The organism is Pseudomonas botevensis (assembly GCF_019145475.1).
Lineage (GTDB): Bacteria > Pseudomonadota > Gammaproteobacteria > Pseudomonadales > Pseudomonadaceae > Aquipseudomonas > Aquipseudomonas botevensis.
The window spans coordinates 1-20,484 of sequence record NZ_JAHTKI010000035.1 but is presented as its reverse complement, the minus strand read 5'-3'; the positions used below and the strand labels follow the sequence as shown (position 1 = coordinate 20,484).

The following is a 20,484-nucleotide window of genomic DNA, read 5'->3' as shown; positions in this document are numbered from 1 at the left end:
CGGCTTGCGGCTGGCGGGCGTTCTCGTTATAAGTCTCGGCACTTTTAGTGACAAGCCGTTGTAGCCAGACATGAGCCAAACCGAACCGCTAGACCAAGATCCCGTGTTCCAGCTGAAGGGCAGCATGCTTGCCATTACGGTGCTGGAGCTGTCGCGCAACGACCTCGACAGCCTCGATCGGCAACTGGCCGCCAAAGTCGCCCAGGCACCGAACTTCTTCAGCAATGCGCCGTTGGTCCTGGCTCTGGACAAACTGCCGCCGAGCGAAGGCGCCGTCGATCTGCCGGGGCTGATGCGTGTCTGCCGCCAGCACGGCCTGCGCACCCTGGCGATCCGCGCCAGCCGCATCGAAGACATCGCCGCCGCCATCGCCATCGACATCCCGGTGCTGCCGCCCTCCGGCGCCCGTGAGCGGCCGCTGGAAGCCCCGGAACCGGCGCCGGTGAAGAAGCCGGAAAAGCCGCCCGAGCCGACCGTCAAACCGACCCGCGTCATCACCACGCCAGTACGTGGTGGCCAACAGATATATGCCCAGGGTGGCGATCTGGTGGTGGTTTCCTCGGTCAGCCCGGGGGCGGAACTTCTCGCCGATGGCAACATCCATGTATACGGCCCGATGCGCGGTCGCGCCCTGGCGGGCGTCAAGGGCGACACCAAGGCACGGATTTTCTGTCAGCAATTGAGCGCTGAACTGATCTCCATCGCAGGCCACTACAAGGTTTCCGAGGACTTGCGTCGTGATCCGATGTGGGGCTCGGGCGTACAAGTCAGCCTGTCGGGCGACGTGTTGAACATCATTCGGCTTTAACGGATACTGCCGCATTTTCCAAGCATCTCTAAAACGTAGCGAAAACGGCTCAAACGACGTAGGAAAAAGGCCAAAAGCCAGATTCCAGCCAAGGCTGTCCGACTGCAGTAGTTTTCAAGAGATGTTTTTCAGGGACTCAACGGTCCTTTTTCCTTAGGGGTGAAACACCTTGGCCAAGATTCTCGTGGTTACATCCGGCAAGGGTGGTGTGGGTAAGACCACCACCAGCGCCGCTATCGGTACAGGTCTCGCGCTGCGCGGCCACAAAACTGTCATTGTCGACTTCGACGTGGGCTTGCGTAACCTCGACCTGATCATGGGTTGCGAGCGCCGCGTGGTGTATGACTTCGTCAACGTGGTCAACGGCGAAGCCAACCTGCAACAGGCCCTGATCAAAGACAAGCGCCTGGAAAACCTCTACGTGCTGGCCGCAAGCCAGACCCGCGACAAAGACGCGCTGACCCAGGAAGGCGTGGAAAAAGTCCTGATGGAACTCAAGGACCAATTCGAATTCGTGGTTTGCGACTCCCCGGCGGGTATCGAGAAAGGCGCCCACCTGGCGATGTACTTCGCTGACGAAGCGATCGTCGTGACCAACCCGGAAGTGTCCTCGGTACGTGACTCCGACCGTATGCTCGGTCTGCTGGCGAGCAAGTCCCGCCGCGCCGAAAAAGGCGAAGAGCCGATCCAGGAACACCTGCTGATCACCCGCTACCACCCGGAGCGTGTCGAGAAAGGCGAAATGCTCGGCGTCGAAGACGTCAAGGAAATCCTCGCCGTTCGACTGCTGGGCGTCATCCCGGAATCCCAGGCCGTCCTCAAGGCCTCCAACCAGGGCGTACCGGTCATCCTCGATGACCAGAGCGACGCCGGCCAGGCCTACAGCGATACCGTTGATCGCCTGCTGGGCAAGGAAAAAGAACACCGGTTCCTGAGCGTCGAGAAGAAGGGATTCTTCGAGCGTCTGTTTGGAGGTAGGTAATGAACCTTTTTGACTTCTTTCGTGCCAACAAAAAGCCAAGTACCGCCTCGGTAGCGAAAGAGCGTCTACAGATCATCGTGGCGCACGAACGCGGCCAACGCAGCACCCCTGACTACCTGCCGTCCCTGCAAAAGGAACTGGTGGAAGTGATCCGCAAGTACGTCAACATCGGCAACGACGACGTGCATGTGGCGCTGGAAAGCCAGGGCAGCTGCTCGATTCTGGAACTCAACATCACCCTGCCTGATCGCTGAGTCGATCCGGCAGGAACGACGGCGGCTCAGGGCCTTCCGATACCGGAAGTGCCCTGAGCCGCCGTTGGCATTTGTTACGAGGCTGTTTTAATGCCGTTGTCCAACATCCGCATCATCCATCAGGACGCCGCCGTACTGGTGGTGGACAAACCGACCCTGCTGCTCTCGGTGCCCGGCCGGGCTGATGACAACAAGGACTGCCTGATCACCCGTTTGCAGGAAAACGGCTACCCGGAAGCGCGAATCGTCCATCGCCTGGACTGGGAAACCTCCGGCATCATCCTCCTGGCGCGCGACGCCGACACACACCGCGAACTGTCGCGGCAGTTTCACGACCGCGAAACCGAAAAGGCCTACACCGCCCTGTGCTGGGGCCAGCCGGAACTGGACAGCGGCAGCATCGACCTGCCCCTGCGCTACGACCCGCCGACCAAACCCCGGCATGTGGTTGACCACGAATTCGGCAAACACGCCCTGACTTTCTGGCGCGTGCTGGAGCGCTGTGGCGACTGGTGTCGCGTCGAGCTGACGCCGATCACCGGCCGCTCGCACCAGTTGCGCGTACACATGCTGTCCATCGGGCATCCGCTGCTCGGCGACGGGCTCTATGCCCACGAACAGGCCCTGGCGGCGTGGCCGCGTCTGTGCCTGCACGCCAGCATGCTCAGCTTCACCCATCCGCAAACGGGCGAACGCCTGCGTTTCGAGTGCCCGGCGCCGTTCTGACATTCAATCCGGATTAAACAGGTGGGAGCGAGCGTGCTCCCACAAGGTTCGGGGTTCAGATTCAATTCCCTGGCCGATGCGTTAAACTCCCGCCCATCGCTGTCTGGAGCTTCTTATGCGCGAAGAGTTGAACCAAGGCCTGATCGACTTCCTCAAGGCCTCCCCTACCCCGTTCCACGCCACCGCCAGCCTTGTTCAACGTCTGGAGGCCGCCGGTTTCGTGCGCCTCGACGAGCGCGAGCCGTGGAACATCGAAGCCAACGGCCGTTACTACGTCACCCGCAACGATTCCTCGATTGTCGCGATCAAAATGGGCCGCAGCTCGCCATTGCACGATGGCATCCGTCTGGTCGGTGCCCACACCGACAGCCCGTGCCTGCGGGTCAAGCCGCAGCCGGAACTGCAACGCCAGGGCTTCTGGCAGCTCGGCGTCGAAGTCTACGGCGGCGCACTGCTGGCCCCGTGGTTCGACCGCGACCTGTCGCTGGCCGGCCGCGTCACGTTCCGCCGCGACGGCAAGGTCGAGAGTCAGTTGATCGATTTCAAGGCCCCCATCGCGATCATTCCGAACCTGGCGATCCACCTCAACCGCGAAGCCAACATGGGCTGGGCGATCAACGCCCAGACCGAACTGCCGCCGATTCTCGCGCAGTTCGCCGGTGACGAGCGTGTCGACTTCCGCGCGGTCCTGACCGATCAACTGGCCCGCGAACACGGCCTCAACGCCGATGTGGTACTCGATTACGAGCTGAGCTTCTACGACACCCAGAGCGCGGCAGTCGTGGGCCTGAACGGTGATTTCATCGCCGGGGCGCGCCTCGACAACCTGCTGTCGTGCTACGCCGGCCTGCAAGCCCTGCTGACCGCCGACACCGAAGAAACCTGCGTGCTGGTGTGCAACGACCACGAAGAGGTCGGCTCCTGCTCGGCCTGTGGCGCCGACGGCCCGATGCTCGAACAGACCCTGCGCCGCGTGCTGCCAGAAGGCGACGAGTTCGTGCGCACCATCCAGAAATCCCTGCTGGTCTCGGCCGACAACGCCCACGGCGTACACCCGAACTACGCGGAGAAACACGACGGCAACCACGGCCCGAAACTCAACGCCGGCCCGGTGATCAAGGTCAACAGCAACCAGCGCTACGCCACCAACAGCGAAACCGCCGGATTCTTCCGCCACCTGTGCATGGCCGAAGAAGTGCCGGTGCAAAGTTTCGTGGTGCGCAGCGACATGGGCTGCGGCTCGACCATCGGCCCGATCACCGCCAGCCACCTGGGCGTGCGCACGGTGGACATCGGCCTGCCGACCTTCGCCATGCACTCGATCCGCGAACTGTGCGGCAGCCATGACCTCAAGCACCTGGTCAAAGTGCTGAGCGCGTTCTACGCCAGTCGCGAATTGCCGTAACCTGAAAAGCTTCGAGGGCGAGCCCGCTCCCACACAGGATCCCGTGGGAGCGGACTTGCTCGCGAACGCGCCGGCTCAGTCACGACACATTTCACCCTTGTACTGACTCAGTTCTGATACACATCACCACCGCTCGTCAAAAACCCACCTAGACTTGAATCATCCCCTTCGACAAGGCTGTCGCCATGATCTCGATGTCCGCGTTCCACTCCATGCTCATCCCCATTCTCTGCGGGATGATCCTGCTGGCGATCGGCTTCAACTTCCGGGACAAGAACGCCGGAGTGTTCGCCATGTGGATCGGCATGCTGTTGATCCTGGCCACCGTGGTTTACAAGATCCTCGCCAAACTCAACGAATAATCCGTGCCCGGCTCGCATTGCACCGGACGGCCTCGTACACTCGGGCGGACACGCCCCTTGCGAGGTTGACCGCCTAGTGTTCGCTCGTCTTTTTGCCCTGCCCTGTCTATTGCTGATCTGCCTGATGACGCTGCTGCCCCTGGCGCCCGCCCAGGCAGTCGGGTTGCCGGGACTGCTCAATAACTCGGGCAACACCCAGCCCGAGGCCCAGGCACCGCTCGGCCAGTCCCTCGACGAAGTCATCAAGTCGCTGGAAAACGACAAGCAACGCGCTCAATTGCTGAGCGACCTGAAGAAACTGCGCGATGCCAGCAAAAAGGCTCAGGCCACTCCGGAAGAAGGCGTGCTCGGCCTGATCGGCGGCACCCTCGCCAGTTTCGAGAAACAGTTCTCCGGCGCCGACAGCCCGATCACCCGCTGGTCCGCCGAATTCGACCAGGCCAAAGACGAACTGTATGCGCTGATGTTGCCGGCCAGCGAATGGCTGCCGATCATCTTCGGCTTCGCCGTGATCCTGATGGTCTGGAGCCTGCTCGCCGCCGCGCTGATCTGGCTCGGGCATCGGGTGCGCATGCGCTTCGGCCTGACCGAAGAACTGCCGCAACACCCCAAGGCCCTCGACATGCTGCGCTTCGCCCTGCGCAAGCTCGGGCCGTGGCTGATCGCCCTGGTGATGACCGTCTACATGAGCTACGCCCTGCCGTCATCGCTGGGCAAAAGCCTGGCGATGGTGCTGGCCTATGCATTGGTGGTCGGCACCTGCTTCTCGGCGATCTGCGTGATCGCCTTTTCCCTGCTCGACGGCCCGCACCGTCACCGGGCGCTGTATATCCTGCGCCATCAGGCATTCCGGCCGCTGTGGCTGATCGGCAGCTTTGCCGCATTCGGCGAAGCCTTGAGCGACCCGCGCCTGATCGACAGTCTCGGCGTACACCTGGCGCACACTGCCGCCACTGTCGCCAATGTCCTCGCGGCGCTGTCGACCGGCCTGTTCATCCTGCGCTTCCGCCGGCCGATCGCCCACCTGATCCGCAACCAGCCCCTGTCCCGCCGCCTGACCCGCCGCGCCCTCAGCGACACCATCGAAATCCTCGGCAGCTTCTGGTACGTACCGGCGCTGGTGCTGGTCGGCGTCTCGCTGTTCGCCACCTTCGTCTCCGCCGGCGACACCAGCACCGCGTTACGCCAGTCGCTGATCTGCACCGTGCTGCTGGTGTTGTGCATGGTCATCAACGGCCTCGTCCGCCGCCACGCCCTCAAACCGCAACGCGGCGCCAAACGCCACGCGCTGTATTCCGAACGCCTGAAAAGCTTCTTCTACACCCTCGCTCACCTGCTGGTATGGCTGGCGTTCATCGAACTGGGCTTGCGCGTGTGGGGCCAATCACTGATCGGCTTCGCGGAGGGCGAAGGCCACGACATCAGCGTCAAACTGTTCAGCCTGATCGGCACCCTGATCTTCGCCTGGCTGATCTGGATCCTCAGTGACACCGCCGTCCACCACGCCCTAACCCGCTCCCGCAAAGGCCTGGCCAACGCCCGCGCACAAACGATGATGCCGCTGATCCGCAACGTGTTGTTCGTGGCGATCTTCATCATCGCGCTGATCGTCGCCCTGGCGAACATGGGCATGAACGTCACCCCCCTGCTGGCCGGTGCCGGCGTGATCGGCCTGGCTATCGGCTTCGGCGCACAATCGCTGGTGGCCGACCTGATCACCGGTCTGTTCATCATCATCGAAGACTCACTGGCCATCGACGACTACGTCGACGTCGGCGGCCACCTCGGCACCGTCGAAGGCCTGACCATCCGCACCGTGCGCCTGCGGGACATCGACGGCATCGTCCACACCATCCCGTTCAGCGAAATCAAAAGCATCAAAAACTACTCCCGGGAATTCGGCTACGCGATCTTCCGGGTGGCGGTGCCGTACAACATGGAAATCGACGACGCGATCAAACTCATGCGCGACGTCGGCCAGAAAATGCGCACCGACCCACTGCAACGCCGCAACATCTGGTCGCCACTGGAAATCCAGGGCGTGGAAAGCTTCGAATCCGGCAACGCCATCCTGCGCGCCCGCTTCAAGACCGCGCCGATCAAACAATGGGAAGTGTCACGGGCATTCAACCTGTCGCTGAAACGACACCTCGATGAGGCCGGGATGGATCTGGCGACGCCGAGAATGAATGTGCAGGTGATGACGGCGGGTGGCGGGCAGGCGAAGGAGTGAGCGATTAGCGTCGTTACCTCATCCCGGATCAACTCAAAATCGCGCCCCACTCCCGGAGGGCGAGGGAACTGACCGAAGTGGCAGTGAAGAAGGCGTACACCCGCCAGAACCCGGTCGGCCCGAAGGCCGCCTTCGTGAACAAGCCCACTCCCACAAGAAAGCAAAAACAGCTCAGGTAGCCCACCACCGCCTCTCACCACTCACCACTCACCACTCACCAGGATGAGCGTTAGCTCGACAAAGCTTTTGATCTTGATCCACCCGCCCCTTCGGCAGGCTGAGTGGAGGTGTTTATCCGGGGGTTGGCGCGCAGCGCCGTTCGACGAAGTCGAACACATCGAGAGGAGGTGCAGCGCAGCAAACCGGAGGCGATGCCCCCGGATGGACACCGGAGCGAAGGAACCCGAGCCTGCGAGGGCCGAACGCAGGGGCAAGCCTTTTTTTGCTTACTTTTTTGAGGCGTTTGTCAAAAAAGTGAGTCGCCGTAAGGGCGAAACCATAAGAAGCCGTTACCGAAGAAACGGATATGTACTCAATTACCCCACAACCTGGTCGGCCCAGAGGCCGCCAAGACCAATCACCCCAGATCAAACAACATCGACCCCAACGTGAATCGCATCATGCCGCCAAAACTCCAGATCACAATCAATCAACCGCTGATGCTGATCATAATTGACCCGAGCAATCCGTAACCCCGGACTCCCCACCGATACCCGCAAAGCCGCCGCCGCATCCACCGACAGCGACGTCGGCACAATCTCGAACCGCACCCGCCCGTAGTGCAAATCGTAATGCCGCGCATACAGCTCGGTAATCGACTGATTCAAATCGAACGCCAGAATCCCCGGAAAAAACTGCGGATTCAGATAATGCTCCACATACAACACCAACCGCCCATCGATCCGCCGCGACCGGCAGATCTGAATCACGCTCGACAACGCCGGCAACTGCAACAACGCACAAATGGCCGCCGACGCCGGTTGCAGCCGCGCCGAAATCACCTCGGTCGACGGCACCCGCCCCTGGGCACTGACCATCGCGTGGAAGTGGCTGCGCTGCATCAGGTTGTAGGCCAGGCGCGGCGGCGAAACGAACCAGCCACGGCGCTCCTCGCGATAAATCTGACCCTGAGCCTCCAGTTGCAACAACGCCTCACGCACCGTGATCCGGGTCGTGCCGAACAACTCACTGAGCTTGCGCTCGGCCGGCAACTTGCTGCCGGGCGCCAGCAGGCCGTGGTCGAGTTGCTCCTGCAGGATCTGGCCGATGGCTGTCACCGCTTTTGTTGCCTCATCACGCATCAACGTTACCTATCTGGACTAGACCAGCACTGTTTCGGGGCAAAACCGCACAGCTGTCGCGCCGCTTGGTCGTGCTGCAAGCCTAGGCAGTGCAGATGACCGAGAGATGACAAAACTACCGAACGGTCACTCTCACGGCTTGCAATACATCGGCCAAGTCCCTTGCCCTGCGGGGTTTTGCGCTTGGTCTACGCTTATCGGGCAGCCGTCGATACCGGGCAAATAAAAGGCCTTCGGGACGATCACCGACATCAAAGTGTCATCCTGCCCCCTTAAATTGGCTCAGGTATTGCTGACCTAGACCAACACAAACCGCAATCGCAGCGTTGAACACGACCCAAGGAGCTTCGGAATGAAACAGCTTTTCCTGGCATCACTGTTAGGCTCGACCATTGCCATGTGTACCGCCGCCATGGCGGCCGACACCGATCTGAAAACCCTGGAAGCCGCTGCGAAAGCGGAAGGCGCCGTCAACAGCGTCGGCATGCCCGATGACTGGGCCAACTGGAAAGGCACCTGGGAAGACCTGGCGAAAAACTACGGTCTGAAACACGTCGACACCGACATGAGTTCGGCCCAGGAAATCGCCAAGTTCGCTGCCGAAAAAGACAACGCCACCGCTGACATCGGCGACGTCGGCGCGGCCTTCGGCCCGATCGCGGTCAAGCAAGGCGTCACGCAACCGTACAAGCCAAGCACCTGGGATCAAGTGCCGGCATGGGCCAAGGACAAGGATGGCAACTGGGCGCTGGCCTACACCGGCACCATCGCCTTCATCGTCAACAAGTCGCTGCTGCACGGCTCCGAAATACCGACCAAATGGGCTGACCTCAAGGGCGGCAAATACAAGGTTTCCATCGGTGACGTAGGCACTGCCGCGCAAGCCGCCAACGGCGTGCTCGCCGCTGCACTGGCCAACGGTGGCGACGAGAAGAACCTGCAGCCTGCGCTGCTGCTGTTCGCCGACATCGCCAAGCAGGGTCGTCTGTCGCTCGCCAACCCGACCATCGCCACCATGGAAAAAGGCGAAGTCGAAGTCGGCGTGGTCTGGGATTTCAACGGCCTGAGCTACAAGGCCAAGATGGCCAAACCGGATGACTACGTGGTGCTGATTCCGTCCGACGGCTCGGTGATTTCCGGCTACACCACCATCATCAACAAGTACGCGAAAAACCCGAACGCCGCCAAGCTGACCCGCGAATACATCTTCAGCGACGCCGGCCAGACCAACCTGGCACGCGGCAACGCACGTCCGATCCGCGCCGAGCACCTGCAACTGCCGGAAGACGTGAAGGCCAAGCTGCTGCCGAACGAGCAGTACAAGAAGGTCACCCCGATCAAGGACGCCGATGCGTGGGAAAAGACCTCCAAGGCGCTGCCGCAGAAGTGGCAGGAAGAAGTGATCATCAACATGCAATAAGGGCTGTAGCCCCTGCTGTGGGAGCGGGCTTGCCCGCGAAGGCGCCGCGTCAGACAACGTCATTGTTGAATGACTCAACGCATTCGCGAGCGAGCCCGCTCCCGCAGGGGATTGAGCTGATTTCGGAATCCTTGAATTTCGCGGAGTTTTTGCCCCTATGAAGCACAACGTCATCCTTGTCGTGCTCGACGGCCTCAACTACGAGGTCGCCCGTCACGCCATGGGGCATCTGCAGGCTTATGTCGGCGCAGGACGCGCCGCGCTCTACCAGTTGGAGTGCGAGCTGCCGGCCCTGTCCCGACCGCTTTACGAATGCATCCTCACCGGCGTGCCACCAATCGACAGCGGCATCGTCCACAACAACGTTTCGCGCCTGTCCAGCCAGCGCAGCATCTATCACTACGCGCGTGACGCCGGCCTGAAAACCGCTGCGGCGGCCTATCACTGGGTCAGTGAGTTGTATAACCGCTCGCCGTTCGTGGACGCCCGCGACCGTCACACCGACGACCCGGACCTGCCGATCCAACACGGCCATTTCTACTGGAACGATCACTACCCGGATTCGCACCTGTTCGCCGACGCAGAAAACCTGCGCCTGCGCCACCGGCCGGATTTCCTGCTGATCCACCCGATGAACATCGACGACGCCGGGCACAAGCACGGCCTCGACACCCCGCAATACCGCAACAGCGCCCGCTCGGCGGACATCATTCTCGCGGACTACCTGCAGACCTGGCTCGACGCCGGTTATCAGGTGCTGGTGACCGCCGACCACGGCATGAACAACGACCGCTCGCACAACGGCCTGCTGCCGGAAGAACGTCAGGTGCCGCTGTTCGTCCTCGGCGACGCCTTCAGCTTCAACGCCGATGCCGCGCCAAAACAGACCGACATTTGCGGCACTGTCTGCGAACTGCTCGGCGTGCCCCACGACAAACCTGTGTGCCGGGAGTTGCTCAAGTGAATTCCATGACGCGTGGCAAATGGCTGGCCGCCCTGTGCCTGGTGCCCTTCGCCCTGTTCTTTATCGTGTTCGAAATCGCCCCGCTGGTCTGGGTGATGATCAACAGCCTGCAATCGGAAGAGTTCGGTTGGGGCCTGGCCAACTTCAGCAAGATCTTCAGTTCGAAGTTCTATTTACAGGCGATCCAGTACAGCCTCGAAATCAGCTTCTGGTCGAGCGTGTTCGGCATCGTCATCGCGGTGCTGGGCGCCTACTCGCTGCGTCGGGTCGATTCGAAGCTGCGCAACTTCGTCAACGCGTTCGCCAACATGACCAGCAACTTCGCCGGCGTGCCCCTGGCCTTCGCGTTCATCATCCTGCTCGGGTTCAACGGCAGCTTCACCATCATGCTGAAGCAGGCCGGAATCATTCAGGACTTCAACCTGTACTCGAAAACCGGGTTGATCATTCTCTACACCTATTTCCAGATTCCCCTTGGCGTGCTGCTGCTCTACCCGGCCTTCGACGCCCTGCGTGAAGACTGGCGCGAATCGGCCGCGCTGCTCGGTGCCAGCGGCTGGCAGTTCTGGCGGCACATCGGCCTGCCGGTGCTGACCCCCGCTCTGCTCGGCACTTTCGTGATCCTGCTCGCCAACGCCCTCGGCGCCTACGCCACGGTCTACGCGCTGACCACCGGCAACTTCAACGTATTGCCGATCCGCATCGCGGCGATGGTCTCCGGCGATATTTCCCTGGATCCGAACATGGCCAGCGCCCTGGCCGTGGTGCTGGTGGCGCTGATGACCGTGGTGACCGTCGTGCATCAACTGCTGCTGAAGAGGAGCTACCATGTCTCGCGCTGAATCCGGCCCGGCCGGTGTCTACCACCGCGTCGTGGTGTACCTGCTGTTCGCCATCCTGCTGCTGCCGTTGGCGGGCACCCTGATCTACTCGATCGCCAGCAGCTGGTCAGCCACCATCCTGCCCAGCGGCTTTACCCTCAAGTGGTACATCCAGTTGTGGAGCGATCCGCGCTTTCTGCACGCGTTCGGTCAGTCGCTGCTGGTGTGCGTCGGCGCGCTGATTCTCTCGGTGGTGCTGATCCTGCCGCTGCTGTTCGTGGTGCATTACCACTTTCCGAAACTCGACGCGCTGATGAACATCCTGATCCTGCTGCCCTTCGCGGTGCCGCCGGTGGTGTCGTCGGTGGGACTGTTGCAGCTCTATGGTTCCGGGCCGCTGGCGATGGTCGGTACGCCGTGGATCCTGATCGGTTGCTACTTCACCGTGGCGCTGCCGTTCATGTACCGGGCGATCACCAACAACCTGCAAGCGATCAACCTGCGCGACCTGATGGACGCCGCCCAACTGCTCGGCGCCAGCACCTGGCAAGCGGCGTTGCTGGTGGTGCTGCCGAACCTGCGCAAGGGCTTGATGGTCGCGCTGCTGCTGTCGTTCTCGTTCCTGTTCGGCGAGTTCGTGTTCGCCAACATCCTGGTCGGCACCCGCTACGAAACCCTGCAGGTCTACCTCAACAACATGCGTAACAGCAGCGGCCACTTCACCAGTGCGCTGGTGATTTCCTACTTCTTTTTCGTGCTGGTCCTGACCTGGGTCGCCAACATTTTGAACAAGGACAAAAGCGAATGAGCTATGTCAGCGTCCAACACCTTCAGAAGCATTACGCGGGCACCACGGTGTTCAGCGACATCAACTGCGAAATCCGGAAGGGTGAATTCGTCACCCTGCTCGGCCCGTCCGGTTGCGGCAAGTCGACCCTGCTGCGCTGCATCGCCGGCCTGACGCCGGTGGATGGCGGCAAGATCCTGCTCGACGGGGTCGACATCGTGCCGCTGAGCCCGCAGAAACGCGGGATCGGCATGGTGTTCCAGAGCTACGCGCTGTTTCCCAACATGACCGTGGAGCAGAACGTCGCCTTCGGCCTGCGCATGCAAAAGGTCAACGCCGACGACAGCCACAAACGCGTGACCGAAGCACTGAAACTGGTGGAACTGCACGACTTCGCCAGCCGCTATCCGCACCAGCTCTCCGGCGGTCAGTGCCAACGTGTGGCCCTCGCCCGCTCGCTGGTCACCCGCCCACGGCTGTTGTTGCTGGACGAACCGCTGTCGGCGCTGGATGCGCGGATTCGTAAACACCTGCGCGAACAGATCCGTCAGATCCAGCGCGAACTTGGCCTGACGACGATTTTCGTCACCCACGATCAGGAAGAAGCCCTGACCATGTCCGACCGGATTTTCCTGATGAATCAGGGGAAAATCGTCCAGAGCGGCGATGCCGAAACCCTGTACACCGCCCCCGTGGACGTATTCGCTGCCGGCTTCATCGGCAACTACAACCTGCTGGATGCCGACAGCGCCTCGAAGCTGTTGCAGCGCCCGGTCAACCATCGCATCGCGATCCGCCCGGAAGCCATCGAACTGAGCCTGGACGGCGAACCCGATGCGCAGATTCGCAGCCACAGCCTGCTGGGCAACGTGATCCGCTATCGCGTCGAGGCTCGGGGCGTGGAGCTGGTGGTGGATGTGCTCAACCGTTCGGCGGCGGACCTGCATCCCGACGGTCAGCGCCTGGCGCTTTCCATCGATCCGACGGCCCTGTGTGAGGTAGCCTGATGACTTTGCTGACGTTGAAGAGAGAACTGCACTGATGGCTCTGGCAATTTTTGATCTGGACGAAACCCTGATCCACGGCGACTGCGCCACCCTCTGGAGCGAGCAGATGGGTCGGCTGGGCTGGGTTGATCCCGAGTCGTTCATGCGCAGAAACAACGAACTGATGGACGCTTACAGCCACGGCAAATTGCGCATGGAAGAGTACATGGACTTCAGCCTCGAACCCTTGATCGGCCGCACGCCGCAAGAAGTCGAGCATCTGGTCGGACCGTGGGTCGAGGACTTCATCGAACCGATCATCTTCAGTGACGCCACCAAAGCCATCGCCGCTCATCGCAAGGCCGGCGACCGGATTCTGGTGATCTCGGCGTCGGGCACGCACCTGGTGAAACCGATTGCCGAACGTCTGGGTATCGACGAGATTCTGGGCATCGAACTGGAAGTTGCCCATGGCGTGTACAGCGGCCACACCGTAGGCACCCTGACCTACCGCGAAGGCAAGATCACCCGCCTGCTGGAGTGGCTGGACGCCGAAGAGGAAAACCTTGAGGGGGCGAGTTTTTATTCCGACTCACGCAACGACCTGCCGCTGCTGTTGAAAGTGGATTTCCCGCATGTGGTCAATCCGGATCCGGTGCTGCGCGAACACGCCGAGCAATCCAACTGGCCGATCCATCTCTGGACGTGACAAAGATTTAATCCGGGAGCGAGCCTGCTCGCTCCCGTCGTTTTTGCGTTTCAGCTCAGGCTTTCGTCGATCACCAGCACCACTTTCCCCGCCACGGTATTGCTCGCCAACTCGGCAAATGCCGCCTCGGCATCCTTGATCGCGAAGGTCCGGGCCAATTGCGGCTTCAAACGACCTTCGGCGAACAGCGGCCAGACATGCTGACCCAGGTCGCTGAACAGATCAGCCTTGAACTGATCGTCACGACTGCGCAAGGTCGAGCCCAGCAACTGCACACGCTTGGACAACACCTGGGCCAGATCCAGCTTCGCCTCGCGGCCCCCCATCAGACCGATCAACACCCAACGACCGTCCTGCGCCAGCAGCTTGAGATTGAGTGCCGAGTAGCTGCCACCCACCGGGTCGAGAATCACGTCGAACGGCCCGAGGTCGCGCAGGCTTTCCAGATCATCGGTGCGTATCACCCCGCCCTGGGCGCCCAGTGCTTCGCAATAACTCAATCGGTCGGCGGAACCGACGCTGACCCAGCACGGGTTGCCAAAGGCCTTGCACAGCTGAATGGCGGCTGAACCGATTCCACTTGCCCCGGCGTGCAAGAGAATTTTCTCACCCGGTTTGAGCGCCGCAAGTTGAAACACATTCAGCCAGACGGTGGCATACACCTCGGGCAATGCGGCGGCCTCGATCAGCGACACGCCTTCCGGAACCGGCAGCACATGCCGTCCGTCGACGACCACCTCTTCGGCCATCCCGCCCCCGGCCAGCAAGGCGCAAACCCGGTCCCCGACCTGCCAGGAAGAGCCCGCGCCGACCTCGCAGATCACCCCGGAACACTCAAGACCGAGTACCTGGCTGGCCCCTGGCGGCGGCGGATAAAGACCTGCCTTCTGTAATAAATCGGCGCGATTGAGGCCGGCTGCCGCCACTCGAATGCGAACTTGTCCTACATCGCACGTAGGACTCGGCTCTTCAACCCATGCCACTTGACCTTCAACGCCTTGCAATGCCTTCACACTGCCTCCATAGTGAGTCTGGACTGAGCCCGAAGCTGTAGCGCCGGGCTTTTTGCATTATGCGACCGGCCCTGGGGTCTGTCGGGAAACTCAACGGCAGTTTTCCTACAGAGCGTGGAGGTACGGCGACTTCAAAGACGGCCTAATATGCGTTATCAATTGTCCCCGCGTCGAATCAGCATGAAGCATTTGCTCCCCAGCACCGCCCTCGCTCTTTTCATTGGTATCGGCCTGTTGCCGGTATCGGGCAGCACATTCGCAGCCAACAGCTGGGACAAGTTGCAGCCTGATCGCGACGAAGTGATCGCCAGTCTGAACGTCGTCGAGTTGCTCAAGCGCCACCACTACAGCAAGCCGCCGCTCGATGATGCGCGCTCGGTGATCATCTACGACAGCTACATCAAGCTGCTCGACCCGTCGCGCAGCTACTTCATGGCCAGCGACATCGCCGAATTCGACAAGTGGAAGACCCAGTTCGACGACTTCCTCAAGAGCGGCGACCTCAACGCCGGGTTCACCATCTACAAGCGTTATCTGGATCGCGTCAAGGCGCGCCTGGACTTCGCCCTTGCCGAGCTGAACAAAGGCGTCGACAAGATGGACTTCACCACCAAGGAAACCTTGCTGATCGATCGCAAGGACGCCCCTTGGCTCAAATCCACCGCAGAACTCGACGACCTGTGGCGCAAGCGCGTCAAGGACGAAGTCCTGCGGATGAAGATCGCCGGCAAAGAGCCGAAGCAGATCCAGGAAACCCTGACCAAGCGCTACAAGAACCAGTTGGCGCGCCTGGACCAGACCCGCGCGGAAGACATCTTCCAGGCGTACATCAACACCTTCGCGATGTCCTACGACCCGCACACCAATTACCTGTCGCCGGATAACGCGGAAAACTTCGACATCAACATGAGCCTGTCCCTCGAAGGCATCGGCGCCGTGTTGCAGAGCGACAACGACCAGGTGAAAGTCGTGCGCCTGGTGCCGGCCGGCCCTGCCGACAAGACCAAGCAGGTCGCACCGGCCGACAAGATCATCGGCGTTGCCCAGGGCAACAAAGAGATGGTCGACGTGGTCGGCTGGCGCCTGGATGAAGTGGTCAAGCTGATTCGTGGCCCGAAAGGCACCGTGGTACGCCTGGAAGTCATCCCGGCGAGCAATGCACCGAACGACCAGACCAGCAAGATCGTGCCGATCACCCGTGAAGCGGTGAAGCTCGAAGACCAGGCCGTGAAGAAATCCGTGCTGAACCTGAAACAGGACGGCAAGGACTACAAGCTCGGCGTGATCGAGATCCCGGCCTTCTACCTCGACTTCAAGGCGTTCCGTGCCGGTGATCCGGACTACAAGAGCACCACCCGCGACGTCAAGAAACTGCTGACCGAACTGCAGAAAGAGAAAGTCGACGGCGTAGTCATCGACCTGCGCAACAACGGGGGTGGCTCCCTGCAGGAGGCCACCGAGCTGACCAGCCTGTTCATCGACAAAGGCCCGACCGTCCTCGTGCGTAATGCCGATGGCCGGGTCGACGTGCTGGAAGACGAAAACCCGGGCGCGTTCTACAAAGGCCCGATGGCGCTGCTGGTCAACCGCCTCTCCGCATCGGCTTCGGAGATCTTCGCCGGCGCCATGCAGGACTACCACCGCGCGCTGATCATCGGTGGCCAGACCTTCGGCAAAGGCACCGTGCAGACCATTCAGCCGCTGAACCACGGCGAACTGAAACTGACCCTGGCCAAGTTCTACCGGGTATCCGGCCAGAGCACCCAGCATCAGGGCGTACTGCCGGACATCGACTACCCGTCGATCATCGACACCAAGGAAATCGGCGAGAGCGCCCTGCCGGAAGCCATGCCGTGGGACACCATCCGCGCGGCGATCAAACCGGCGACCGACCCGTTCAAACCGTTCCTGGCGCAACTCAAGTCCGAGCATGATGCCCGCACGGCCAAGGATGCGGAATTCACCTTCATCCGCGACAAACTGGCTCTCGCGCAGAAGCTGCTCGAAGAAAAAACCGTCAGCCTCAATGAAGCCGACCGTCGTGCCCAGCACGCCGACATCGACGCCAAGCAACTGGCGATGGAAAACATCCGTCGCAAGGCCAAAGGCGAAGAACCGCTCAAAGAGCTGAAGAAAGAGGATGAGGATGCCCTCGCCGCAGCCGATCAGGACAAGATCAAACCGGAAGACGACGCCTACCTGAGCGAGACAGGGCGCGTGCTGCTGGACTACCTGAAGCTGAGCAATCAGGTGGCAAAGAAGTAAGGTGATGGCAATTTAATGCTGACGATCCCCGGATCGTCATCAAACAGTCATCATTCTGTCGTGCAATAAAGGACTGGGAGCGGCTCTTTTCATCAAGAGCGCTCCCAGTCCTTTTTTTATCGCCAGAGATTGCCATGACGACGACCGAACAGCTGAGTGCCTTGAGCTCGATCCTGACTCAAAGCGGTTTACACAGCCTGTTCCAACCGATCATTTGCCTCTCCGAGCGGCGCATTCTCGGCTACGAAGCCCTGACCCGAGGCCCTTCCAACAGCCCGCTGCACTCGCCTATCGCGCTGTTTGCGGTCGCCCGCCAGGCCGGTCGTTTGAGTGAGCTGGAAATCGCCTGCCGCCAGAGCGCTTGCCGCCGCTTCAACGAACAGCAACTGCCGGGCAAGCTGTTTCTCAACGTCTCGCCGGAATCCCTGCTCGAAGCCGCGCACCAACCGGGGCGTACCCTGCAACTGCTTCAGGATTTCGGCATTCCACCGAGTCAGGTGGTGATCGAGTTGACCGAACAGACGCCGATCGACGACTTCCAGTTGCTGCAAACCGCACTGCATCACTATCGCGCCATGGGCTTTTCCATTGCGCTGGACGATCTCGGTGCCGGGTATTCCAGCCTGCGCCTGTGGTCGGAGTTGCGCCCGGACTACGTGAAGATCGACCGGCACTTCATCGACGGCATTCATCAGGACGCGCTCAAGCGTGAGTTTGTCGGCTCGATCCTGCAAATCGCCAAGGCCTCCCGCGCGCAGGTGATTGCCGAAGGCATCGAGCTACCGGAAGAACTGGCGGTGTTGACCGAGATGGGCGTGGATCTGGTTCAGGGCTACTTGCTCGGGCGCCCTCAGGAACACCCGCCGCGCGACGCCCGCGCCGTGATGCCCAAGCACGACAGCGCCGCCGTGGCCCTGAATGATGAAGGCAGCGACCTCAGCGCCCTGCTCAACGACCAACCGGCCGTAGGCCGTGAAACACCCACCGCCAACGTGCTCGAAGCCTTTCGCCGCCAGGCCAACCTCAACTCGCTGGCGGTGCTCGATGAGCAGGGTCAGCCGTGCGGCATCGTTCATCGCCACTCGTTGTCGGATGCGCTGCTCAAGCCCTTCGCCACCGACCTGTTTGCCCGTAAACCGATCAGCCGCCTGATGAGCGACGACTTCCTTGCCGTGGAAATGAGCCAGTCGCTGCAACAGGTCAGCCGCCTGATCACCAGCCGCGCCAGGCAACGGATCGAGGAAGATTTCATCATCACCCTTAACGGCAGCTACCTGGGCCTGGGTCGGGTGATCGACGTGCTCAAACTGATCACCGAACTGAAAATCCAGCAGGCCCGCTACGCCAACCCGCTCACCCTGCTGCCGGGCAACGTGCCGATCCAGCAATGCCTGACCCGTCTGTTGCAACAAGGCCGCGAATCGATCATCTGCTACGTCGACATCGACAGCTTCAAACCCTTCAACGACATCTACGGCTACGGTCGCGGTGACGAAGTCCTGCTGTGCCTGGCGCAATGCCTGAACGAACGCGTCGACCCCTCCCGCGACTTCGTCGGCCACATCGGCGGCGACGACTTCCTCCTCGTCCTCGGCCCGGAAGACTGGCGCAAACGCCTCAACCAGCTACTCGACGACTTCCAGAGCCAATGCCGCCGCTTCTACCGACCCGAACACCTGGAGGCCGGGTGCTTTGTTGCGCCAAACCGCCAAGGCGTGAGGCAGGAGTTTCCGTTGTTGTCACTGTCGATTGGCGTGGTGCATCTGCATCCCGAGGCTTGTGCGGAACTGGACGCGAGTCAGTTGGCGGAGATGGCTTCGCAGGCGAAGCATCATGCGAAGAATGTGCAGGGGTTTAGTGTGCATGTGATTGATAGCCTTACTGCCCCTGACCTCCGCTCACCGCATCTCATCGGCCAACGTTAACTTTCCATCACCGCACTCACTGAGGGGTTTGGTTTGCTGGCGAACGAACCCGCTCAATTCGCCTCGTTGCTTCTTCTTTGCGGTCCAGAATCATTTGGTTTCACCACTACAAATTTTCAAAACGCATTCAGAGTCCTCCATTCGCTTTCGAAGCAAATTAATCCTCCGTTCTTATATAGGCTCCAGCAAAACAACCTTTAATATCATTAATTAAATTCCATTCACCAAGTTGATGGATCTTCTTCTGCGGCTTTCGCAAGGTCACCCGCCCATACCTCACATGCCAACCTATAGACCTCTTTAAAAAAACCACGAGGGTCTTGTAAGCAATACCACTCTCCTCGCGGCCAACTTGCTGCTTCCCATATATCGATCTCGAACACAGATTGAAAATCATAGTCGGGCAACTGGAGCTTACAATACAGACTATCAATCAGAATAAACTTATGACGATAAGAAAGGTATGGCAAATTTAGGCAATACCTTCTGATCAAAATCTCTCTATCGGCAGATTCATCTGGATTGTAAACCTCGAGTTCCACCCCCAAAGTCTCCTCACGATCGTAAACGCCAAAAACACCCACAAACCACATCAATCGCGGATCAAAATCCTCATTAAGATATGGATCTTTCAACATCATTTACCCTCCGCAGGAAAACCTGTAAATGGTTTCTGAGTTTTAACTTTGTCAAATTTAACCTCAAACCAATCCATACTTTCATTCAAGACTGGATTTTGAGAATCTCTTCTATTAGGCCTATATCCACGTCCTGCACCGGGCAATTCCAACCTTACAATCGGATAACCGTTATGATCGCTACCCGTATGCATAATCAATCCATTCTTATCTTTAGTCATCGCCTTATTAAGCGCCCCCAAATGCATACGCCAGTTATGAAATTGCGAACTTGGATTACCCCTTGGTGGATTCGGAATTTTTCCTGTATGAGGATCTGTACCGTCGATAGCACGTTGATTGAGAGCGGTGTCTGGCACTTCTGATCCATGTTTTTTAACAGTATGCATTTTATATTTTTTCTCCATTGCAACGACCCGACGCTTAGCATTCTCCTCCGCCAACTCATCAATCCGAACCCTCCGCTCCTGCGCCGTCATCTTCGGCAGCGTTGGCTCGCCCTCATTTACGACCGAGCCACCCACTCCATCCGGCAACGTACAACCGGTTTTTCCCGGCGGTGGGCAATTGGCGTTCAACCCCAACGGATCCACCCACCCCGTCGGATTCGGCACGTACCGGTACTGATTCAACCCACCCGCCAGCTTCACCGGATCTGGCGTCAGGTAGCGTCCGGTGTCCGGGTCGTAGTAGCGATGGCGGTTGTAGTGCAGTCCGCTTTCAGCGTCGAAGTACTGGCCCTGGAAGCGCAGCGGCTGGTCGAGGTAGTCGTGGGCGGCCAGTTCGAGTGCGGCGATTTTGCCGTAGGCGTTGTACTTCGCTGACCAGACGACTTCGCCGCTGTAGTCAGTCAGCTCCAGCGGGGTGCCGAGGTGGTCGAGTTGG

The 20,484-nt window shown here is 60.3% G+C and carries 19 protein-coding genes; 15 read left to right on the top strand and 4 right to left on the bottom strand.

What is annotated here, in order from left to right; all coding sequences use genetic code 11:
- The first annotated feature begins 70 nt into the window (after positions 1 to 70).
- The 7 genes from minC (at position 71) to KVQ74_RS27825 (ending at position 6,770) form a co-directional block, all read left to right on the top strand.
- Complete coding sequence (gene minC, locus KVQ74_RS27855; RefSeq protein WP_217834585.1) at positions 71 to 808, top strand: septum site-determining protein MinC; 738 nt, start codon at positions 71 to 73, stop codon at positions 806 to 808.
- A gap of 169 nt (positions 809 to 977) precedes the next feature.
- Positions 978 to 1,790 (top strand): septum site-determining protein MinD, encoded by an 813-nt coding sequence (gene minD / locus KVQ74_RS27850; protein ID WP_217834584.1) that lies wholly within the window; start codon positions 978 to 980, stop codon positions 1,788 to 1,790.
- Positions 1,790 to 2,044: a cell division topological specificity factor MinE gene (gene minE, locus KVQ74_RS27845; RefSeq protein ID WP_007960071.1), complete on the top strand. Its 255-nt coding sequence runs from the start codon at positions 1,790 to 1,792 to the stop codon at positions 2,042 to 2,044. The genes minD and minE overlap by 1 nt, the downstream gene beginning before the upstream one ends.
- 90 nt (positions 2,045 to 2,134) lie before the next feature.
- A complete protein-coding gene (locus KVQ74_RS27840; protein WP_027613350.1) occupies positions 2,135 to 2,770 on the top strand; it encodes an RluA family pseudouridine synthase in 636 nt (211 codons plus the stop codon).
- A gap of 115 nt (positions 2,771 to 2,885) precedes the next feature.
- The gene (locus KVQ74_RS27835) at positions 2,886 to 4,175 is read left to right on the top strand and encodes a M18 family aminopeptidase (RefSeq protein ID WP_217834583.1); all 1,290 of its coding nucleotides are present in this window, start codon (positions 2,886 to 2,888) and stop codon (positions 4,173 to 4,175) included.
- A gap of 185 nt (positions 4,176 to 4,360) precedes the next feature.
- Positions 4,361 to 4,537 (top strand): hypothetical protein, encoded by a 177-nt coding sequence (locus KVQ74_RS27830; RefSeq protein ID WP_217834582.1) that lies wholly within the window; start codon positions 4,361 to 4,363, stop codon positions 4,535 to 4,537.
- 76 nt (positions 4,538 to 4,613) lie between these two features.
- Positions 4,614 to 6,770, top strand: a complete 2,157-nt coding sequence (locus KVQ74_RS27825) for a mechanosensitive ion channel domain-containing protein (protein WP_217834581.1) — start codon at positions 4,614 to 4,616, stop codon at positions 6,768 to 6,770.
- A 587-nt stretch (positions 6,771 to 7,357) separates the two neighbouring features.
- Here KVQ74_RS27825 and KVQ74_RS27820 read toward each other — a convergent pair.
- Positions 7,358 to 8,071 carry a UTRA domain-containing protein gene (locus KVQ74_RS27820; protein ID WP_217834580.1) on the bottom strand — a complete coding sequence of 238 codons (714 nt, stop codon included), beginning with the start codon at positions 8,069 to 8,071 and terminating at the stop codon, positions 7,358 to 7,360.
- Between the two features lie 352 nt (positions 8,072 to 8,423).
- On the opposite strand from KVQ74_RS27820, the gene KVQ74_RS27815 reads away from it, so the two are divergent.
- The 6 genes from KVQ74_RS27815 to KVQ74_RS27790 all read left to right on the top strand — a co-directional run bounded on the left by KVQ74_RS27815 (position 8,424) and on the right by KVQ74_RS27790 (position 13,758).
- The gene (locus KVQ74_RS27815) at positions 8,424 to 9,491 is read left to right on the top strand and encodes an ABC transporter substrate-binding protein (protein WP_217834579.1); all 1,068 of its coding nucleotides are present in this window, start codon (positions 8,424 to 8,426) and stop codon (positions 9,489 to 9,491) included.
- 157 nt (positions 9,492 to 9,648) lie between these two features.
- Complete coding sequence (locus tag KVQ74_RS27810) at positions 9,649 to 10,455, top strand: alkaline phosphatase family protein (protein WP_217834578.1); 807 nt, start codon at positions 9,649 to 9,651, stop codon at positions 10,453 to 10,455.
- 5 nt (positions 10,456 to 10,460) lie between these two features.
- Entirely contained in the window at positions 10,461 to 11,297 is an 837-nt protein-coding gene (locus KVQ74_RS27805; protein ID WP_217834599.1) for an ABC transporter permease, read from the top strand.
- Positions 11,284 to 12,084, top strand: coding sequence for an ABC transporter permease (locus tag KVQ74_RS27800; protein ID WP_217834577.1), 801 nt, complete (start codon positions 11,284 to 11,286; stop codon positions 12,082 to 12,084). The genes KVQ74_RS27805 and KVQ74_RS27800 overlap by 14 nt, the downstream gene beginning before the upstream one ends.
- On the top strand, positions 12,081 to 13,070 hold the full coding sequence (locus KVQ74_RS27795) for an ABC transporter ATP-binding protein (RefSeq protein WP_217834576.1): 990 nt from the start codon (positions 12,081 to 12,083) through the stop codon (positions 13,068 to 13,070). Before KVQ74_RS27800 ends, KVQ74_RS27795 begins: the two co-directional genes overlap by 4 nt.
- Positions 13,071 to 13,104: 34 nt before the next feature.
- Positions 13,105 to 13,758, top strand: a complete 654-nt coding sequence (locus tag KVQ74_RS27790; RefSeq protein WP_217834575.1) for an HAD family hydrolase — start codon at positions 13,105 to 13,107, stop codon at positions 13,756 to 13,758.
- A gap of 50 nt (positions 13,759 to 13,808) precedes the next feature.
- On the opposite strand, the gene KVQ74_RS27785 is transcribed toward KVQ74_RS27790, so the two are convergent.
- The gene (locus KVQ74_RS27785; protein WP_217834574.1) at positions 13,809 to 14,771 is read right to left on the bottom strand and encodes a zinc-binding dehydrogenase; all 963 of its coding nucleotides are present in this window, start codon (positions 14,769 to 14,771) and stop codon (positions 13,809 to 13,811) included.
- Positions 14,772 to 14,951: 180 nt separating this feature from the next.
- Here KVQ74_RS27785 and KVQ74_RS27780 point away from each other — a divergent pair, with 180 nt between their 5' ends.
- Positions 14,952 to 17,036 (top strand): carboxy terminal-processing peptidase, encoded by a 2,085-nt coding sequence (locus tag KVQ74_RS27780; protein WP_217834573.1) that lies wholly within the window; start codon positions 14,952 to 14,954, stop codon positions 17,034 to 17,036.
- A 134-nt stretch (positions 17,037 to 17,170) separates the two neighbouring features.
- A complete protein-coding gene (locus KVQ74_RS27775) occupies positions 17,171 to 18,961 on the top strand; it encodes a bifunctional diguanylate cyclase/phosphodiesterase (protein WP_217834572.1) in 1,791 nt (596 codons plus the stop codon).
- Between the two features lie 221 nt (positions 18,962 to 19,182).
- Here KVQ74_RS27775 and KVQ74_RS27770 read toward each other — a convergent pair whose 3' ends face one another.
- Complete coding sequence (locus KVQ74_RS27770) at positions 19,183 to 19,602, bottom strand: hypothetical protein (RefSeq protein ID WP_217834571.1); 420 nt, start codon at positions 19,600 to 19,602, stop codon at positions 19,183 to 19,185.
- A partial coding sequence (locus tag KVQ74_RS27765; RefSeq protein WP_217834570.1) for an RHS repeat domain-containing protein occupies positions 19,599 to 20,484 on the bottom strand: 886 nt, incomplete at its 5' end. The genes KVQ74_RS27770 and KVQ74_RS27765, both read right to left, overlap by 4 nt.

What these genes read in the sequence shown, in the direction of transcription:
- minC (WP_217834585.1), top strand. Translation starts at nt 71, where the DNA reads ATGAGCCAAACCGAACCGCTAGACCAAGATCCCGTGTTCCAGCTGAAG.
- minE (WP_007960071.1), top strand. Translation starts at nt 1,790, where the DNA reads ATGAACCTTTTTGACTTCTTTCGTGCCAACAAAAAGCCAAGTACCGCC.
- KVQ74_RS27840 (WP_027613350.1), top strand. Translation starts at nt 2,135, where the DNA reads ATGCCGTTGTCCAACATCCGCATCATCCATCAGGACGCCGCCGTACTG.
- KVQ74_RS27835 (WP_217834583.1), top strand. Translation starts at nt 2,886, where the DNA reads ATGCGCGAAGAGTTGAACCAAGGCCTGATCGACTTCCTCAAGGCCTCC.
- KVQ74_RS27830 (WP_217834582.1), top strand. Translation starts at nt 4,361, where the DNA reads ATGATCTCGATGTCCGCGTTCCACTCCATGCTCATCCCCATTCTCTGC.
- KVQ74_RS27820 (WP_217834580.1), bottom strand. Translation starts at nt 8,071, where the DNA reads ATGCGTGATGAGGCAACAAAAGCGGTGACAGCCATCGGCCAGATCCTG.
- KVQ74_RS27815 (WP_217834579.1), top strand. Translation starts at nt 8,424, where the DNA reads ATGAAACAGCTTTTCCTGGCATCACTGTTAGGCTCGACCATTGCCATG.
- KVQ74_RS27810 (WP_217834578.1), top strand. Translation starts at nt 9,649, where the DNA reads ATGAAGCACAACGTCATCCTTGTCGTGCTCGACGGCCTCAACTACGAG.
- KVQ74_RS27805 (WP_217834599.1), top strand. Translation starts at nt 10,461, where the DNA reads ATGACGCGTGGCAAATGGCTGGCCGCCCTGTGCCTGGTGCCCTTCGCC.
- KVQ74_RS27800 (WP_217834577.1), top strand. Translation starts at nt 11,284, where the DNA reads ATGTCTCGCGCTGAATCCGGCCCGGCCGGTGTCTACCACCGCGTCGTG.
- KVQ74_RS27795 (WP_217834576.1), top strand. Translation starts at nt 12,081, where the DNA reads ATGAGCTATGTCAGCGTCCAACACCTTCAGAAGCATTACGCGGGCACC.
- KVQ74_RS27790 (WP_217834575.1), top strand. Translation starts at nt 13,105, where the DNA reads ATGGCTCTGGCAATTTTTGATCTGGACGAAACCCTGATCCACGGCGAC.
- KVQ74_RS27780 (WP_217834573.1), top strand. Translation starts at nt 14,952, where the DNA reads ATGAAGCATTTGCTCCCCAGCACCGCCCTCGCTCTTTTCATTGGTATC.
- KVQ74_RS27775 (WP_217834572.1), top strand. Translation starts at nt 17,171, where the DNA reads ATGACGACGACCGAACAGCTGAGTGCCTTGAGCTCGATCCTGACTCAA.
- KVQ74_RS27770 (WP_217834571.1), bottom strand. Translation starts at nt 19,602, where the DNA reads ATGATGTTGAAAGATCCATATCTTAATGAGGATTTTGATCCGCGATTG.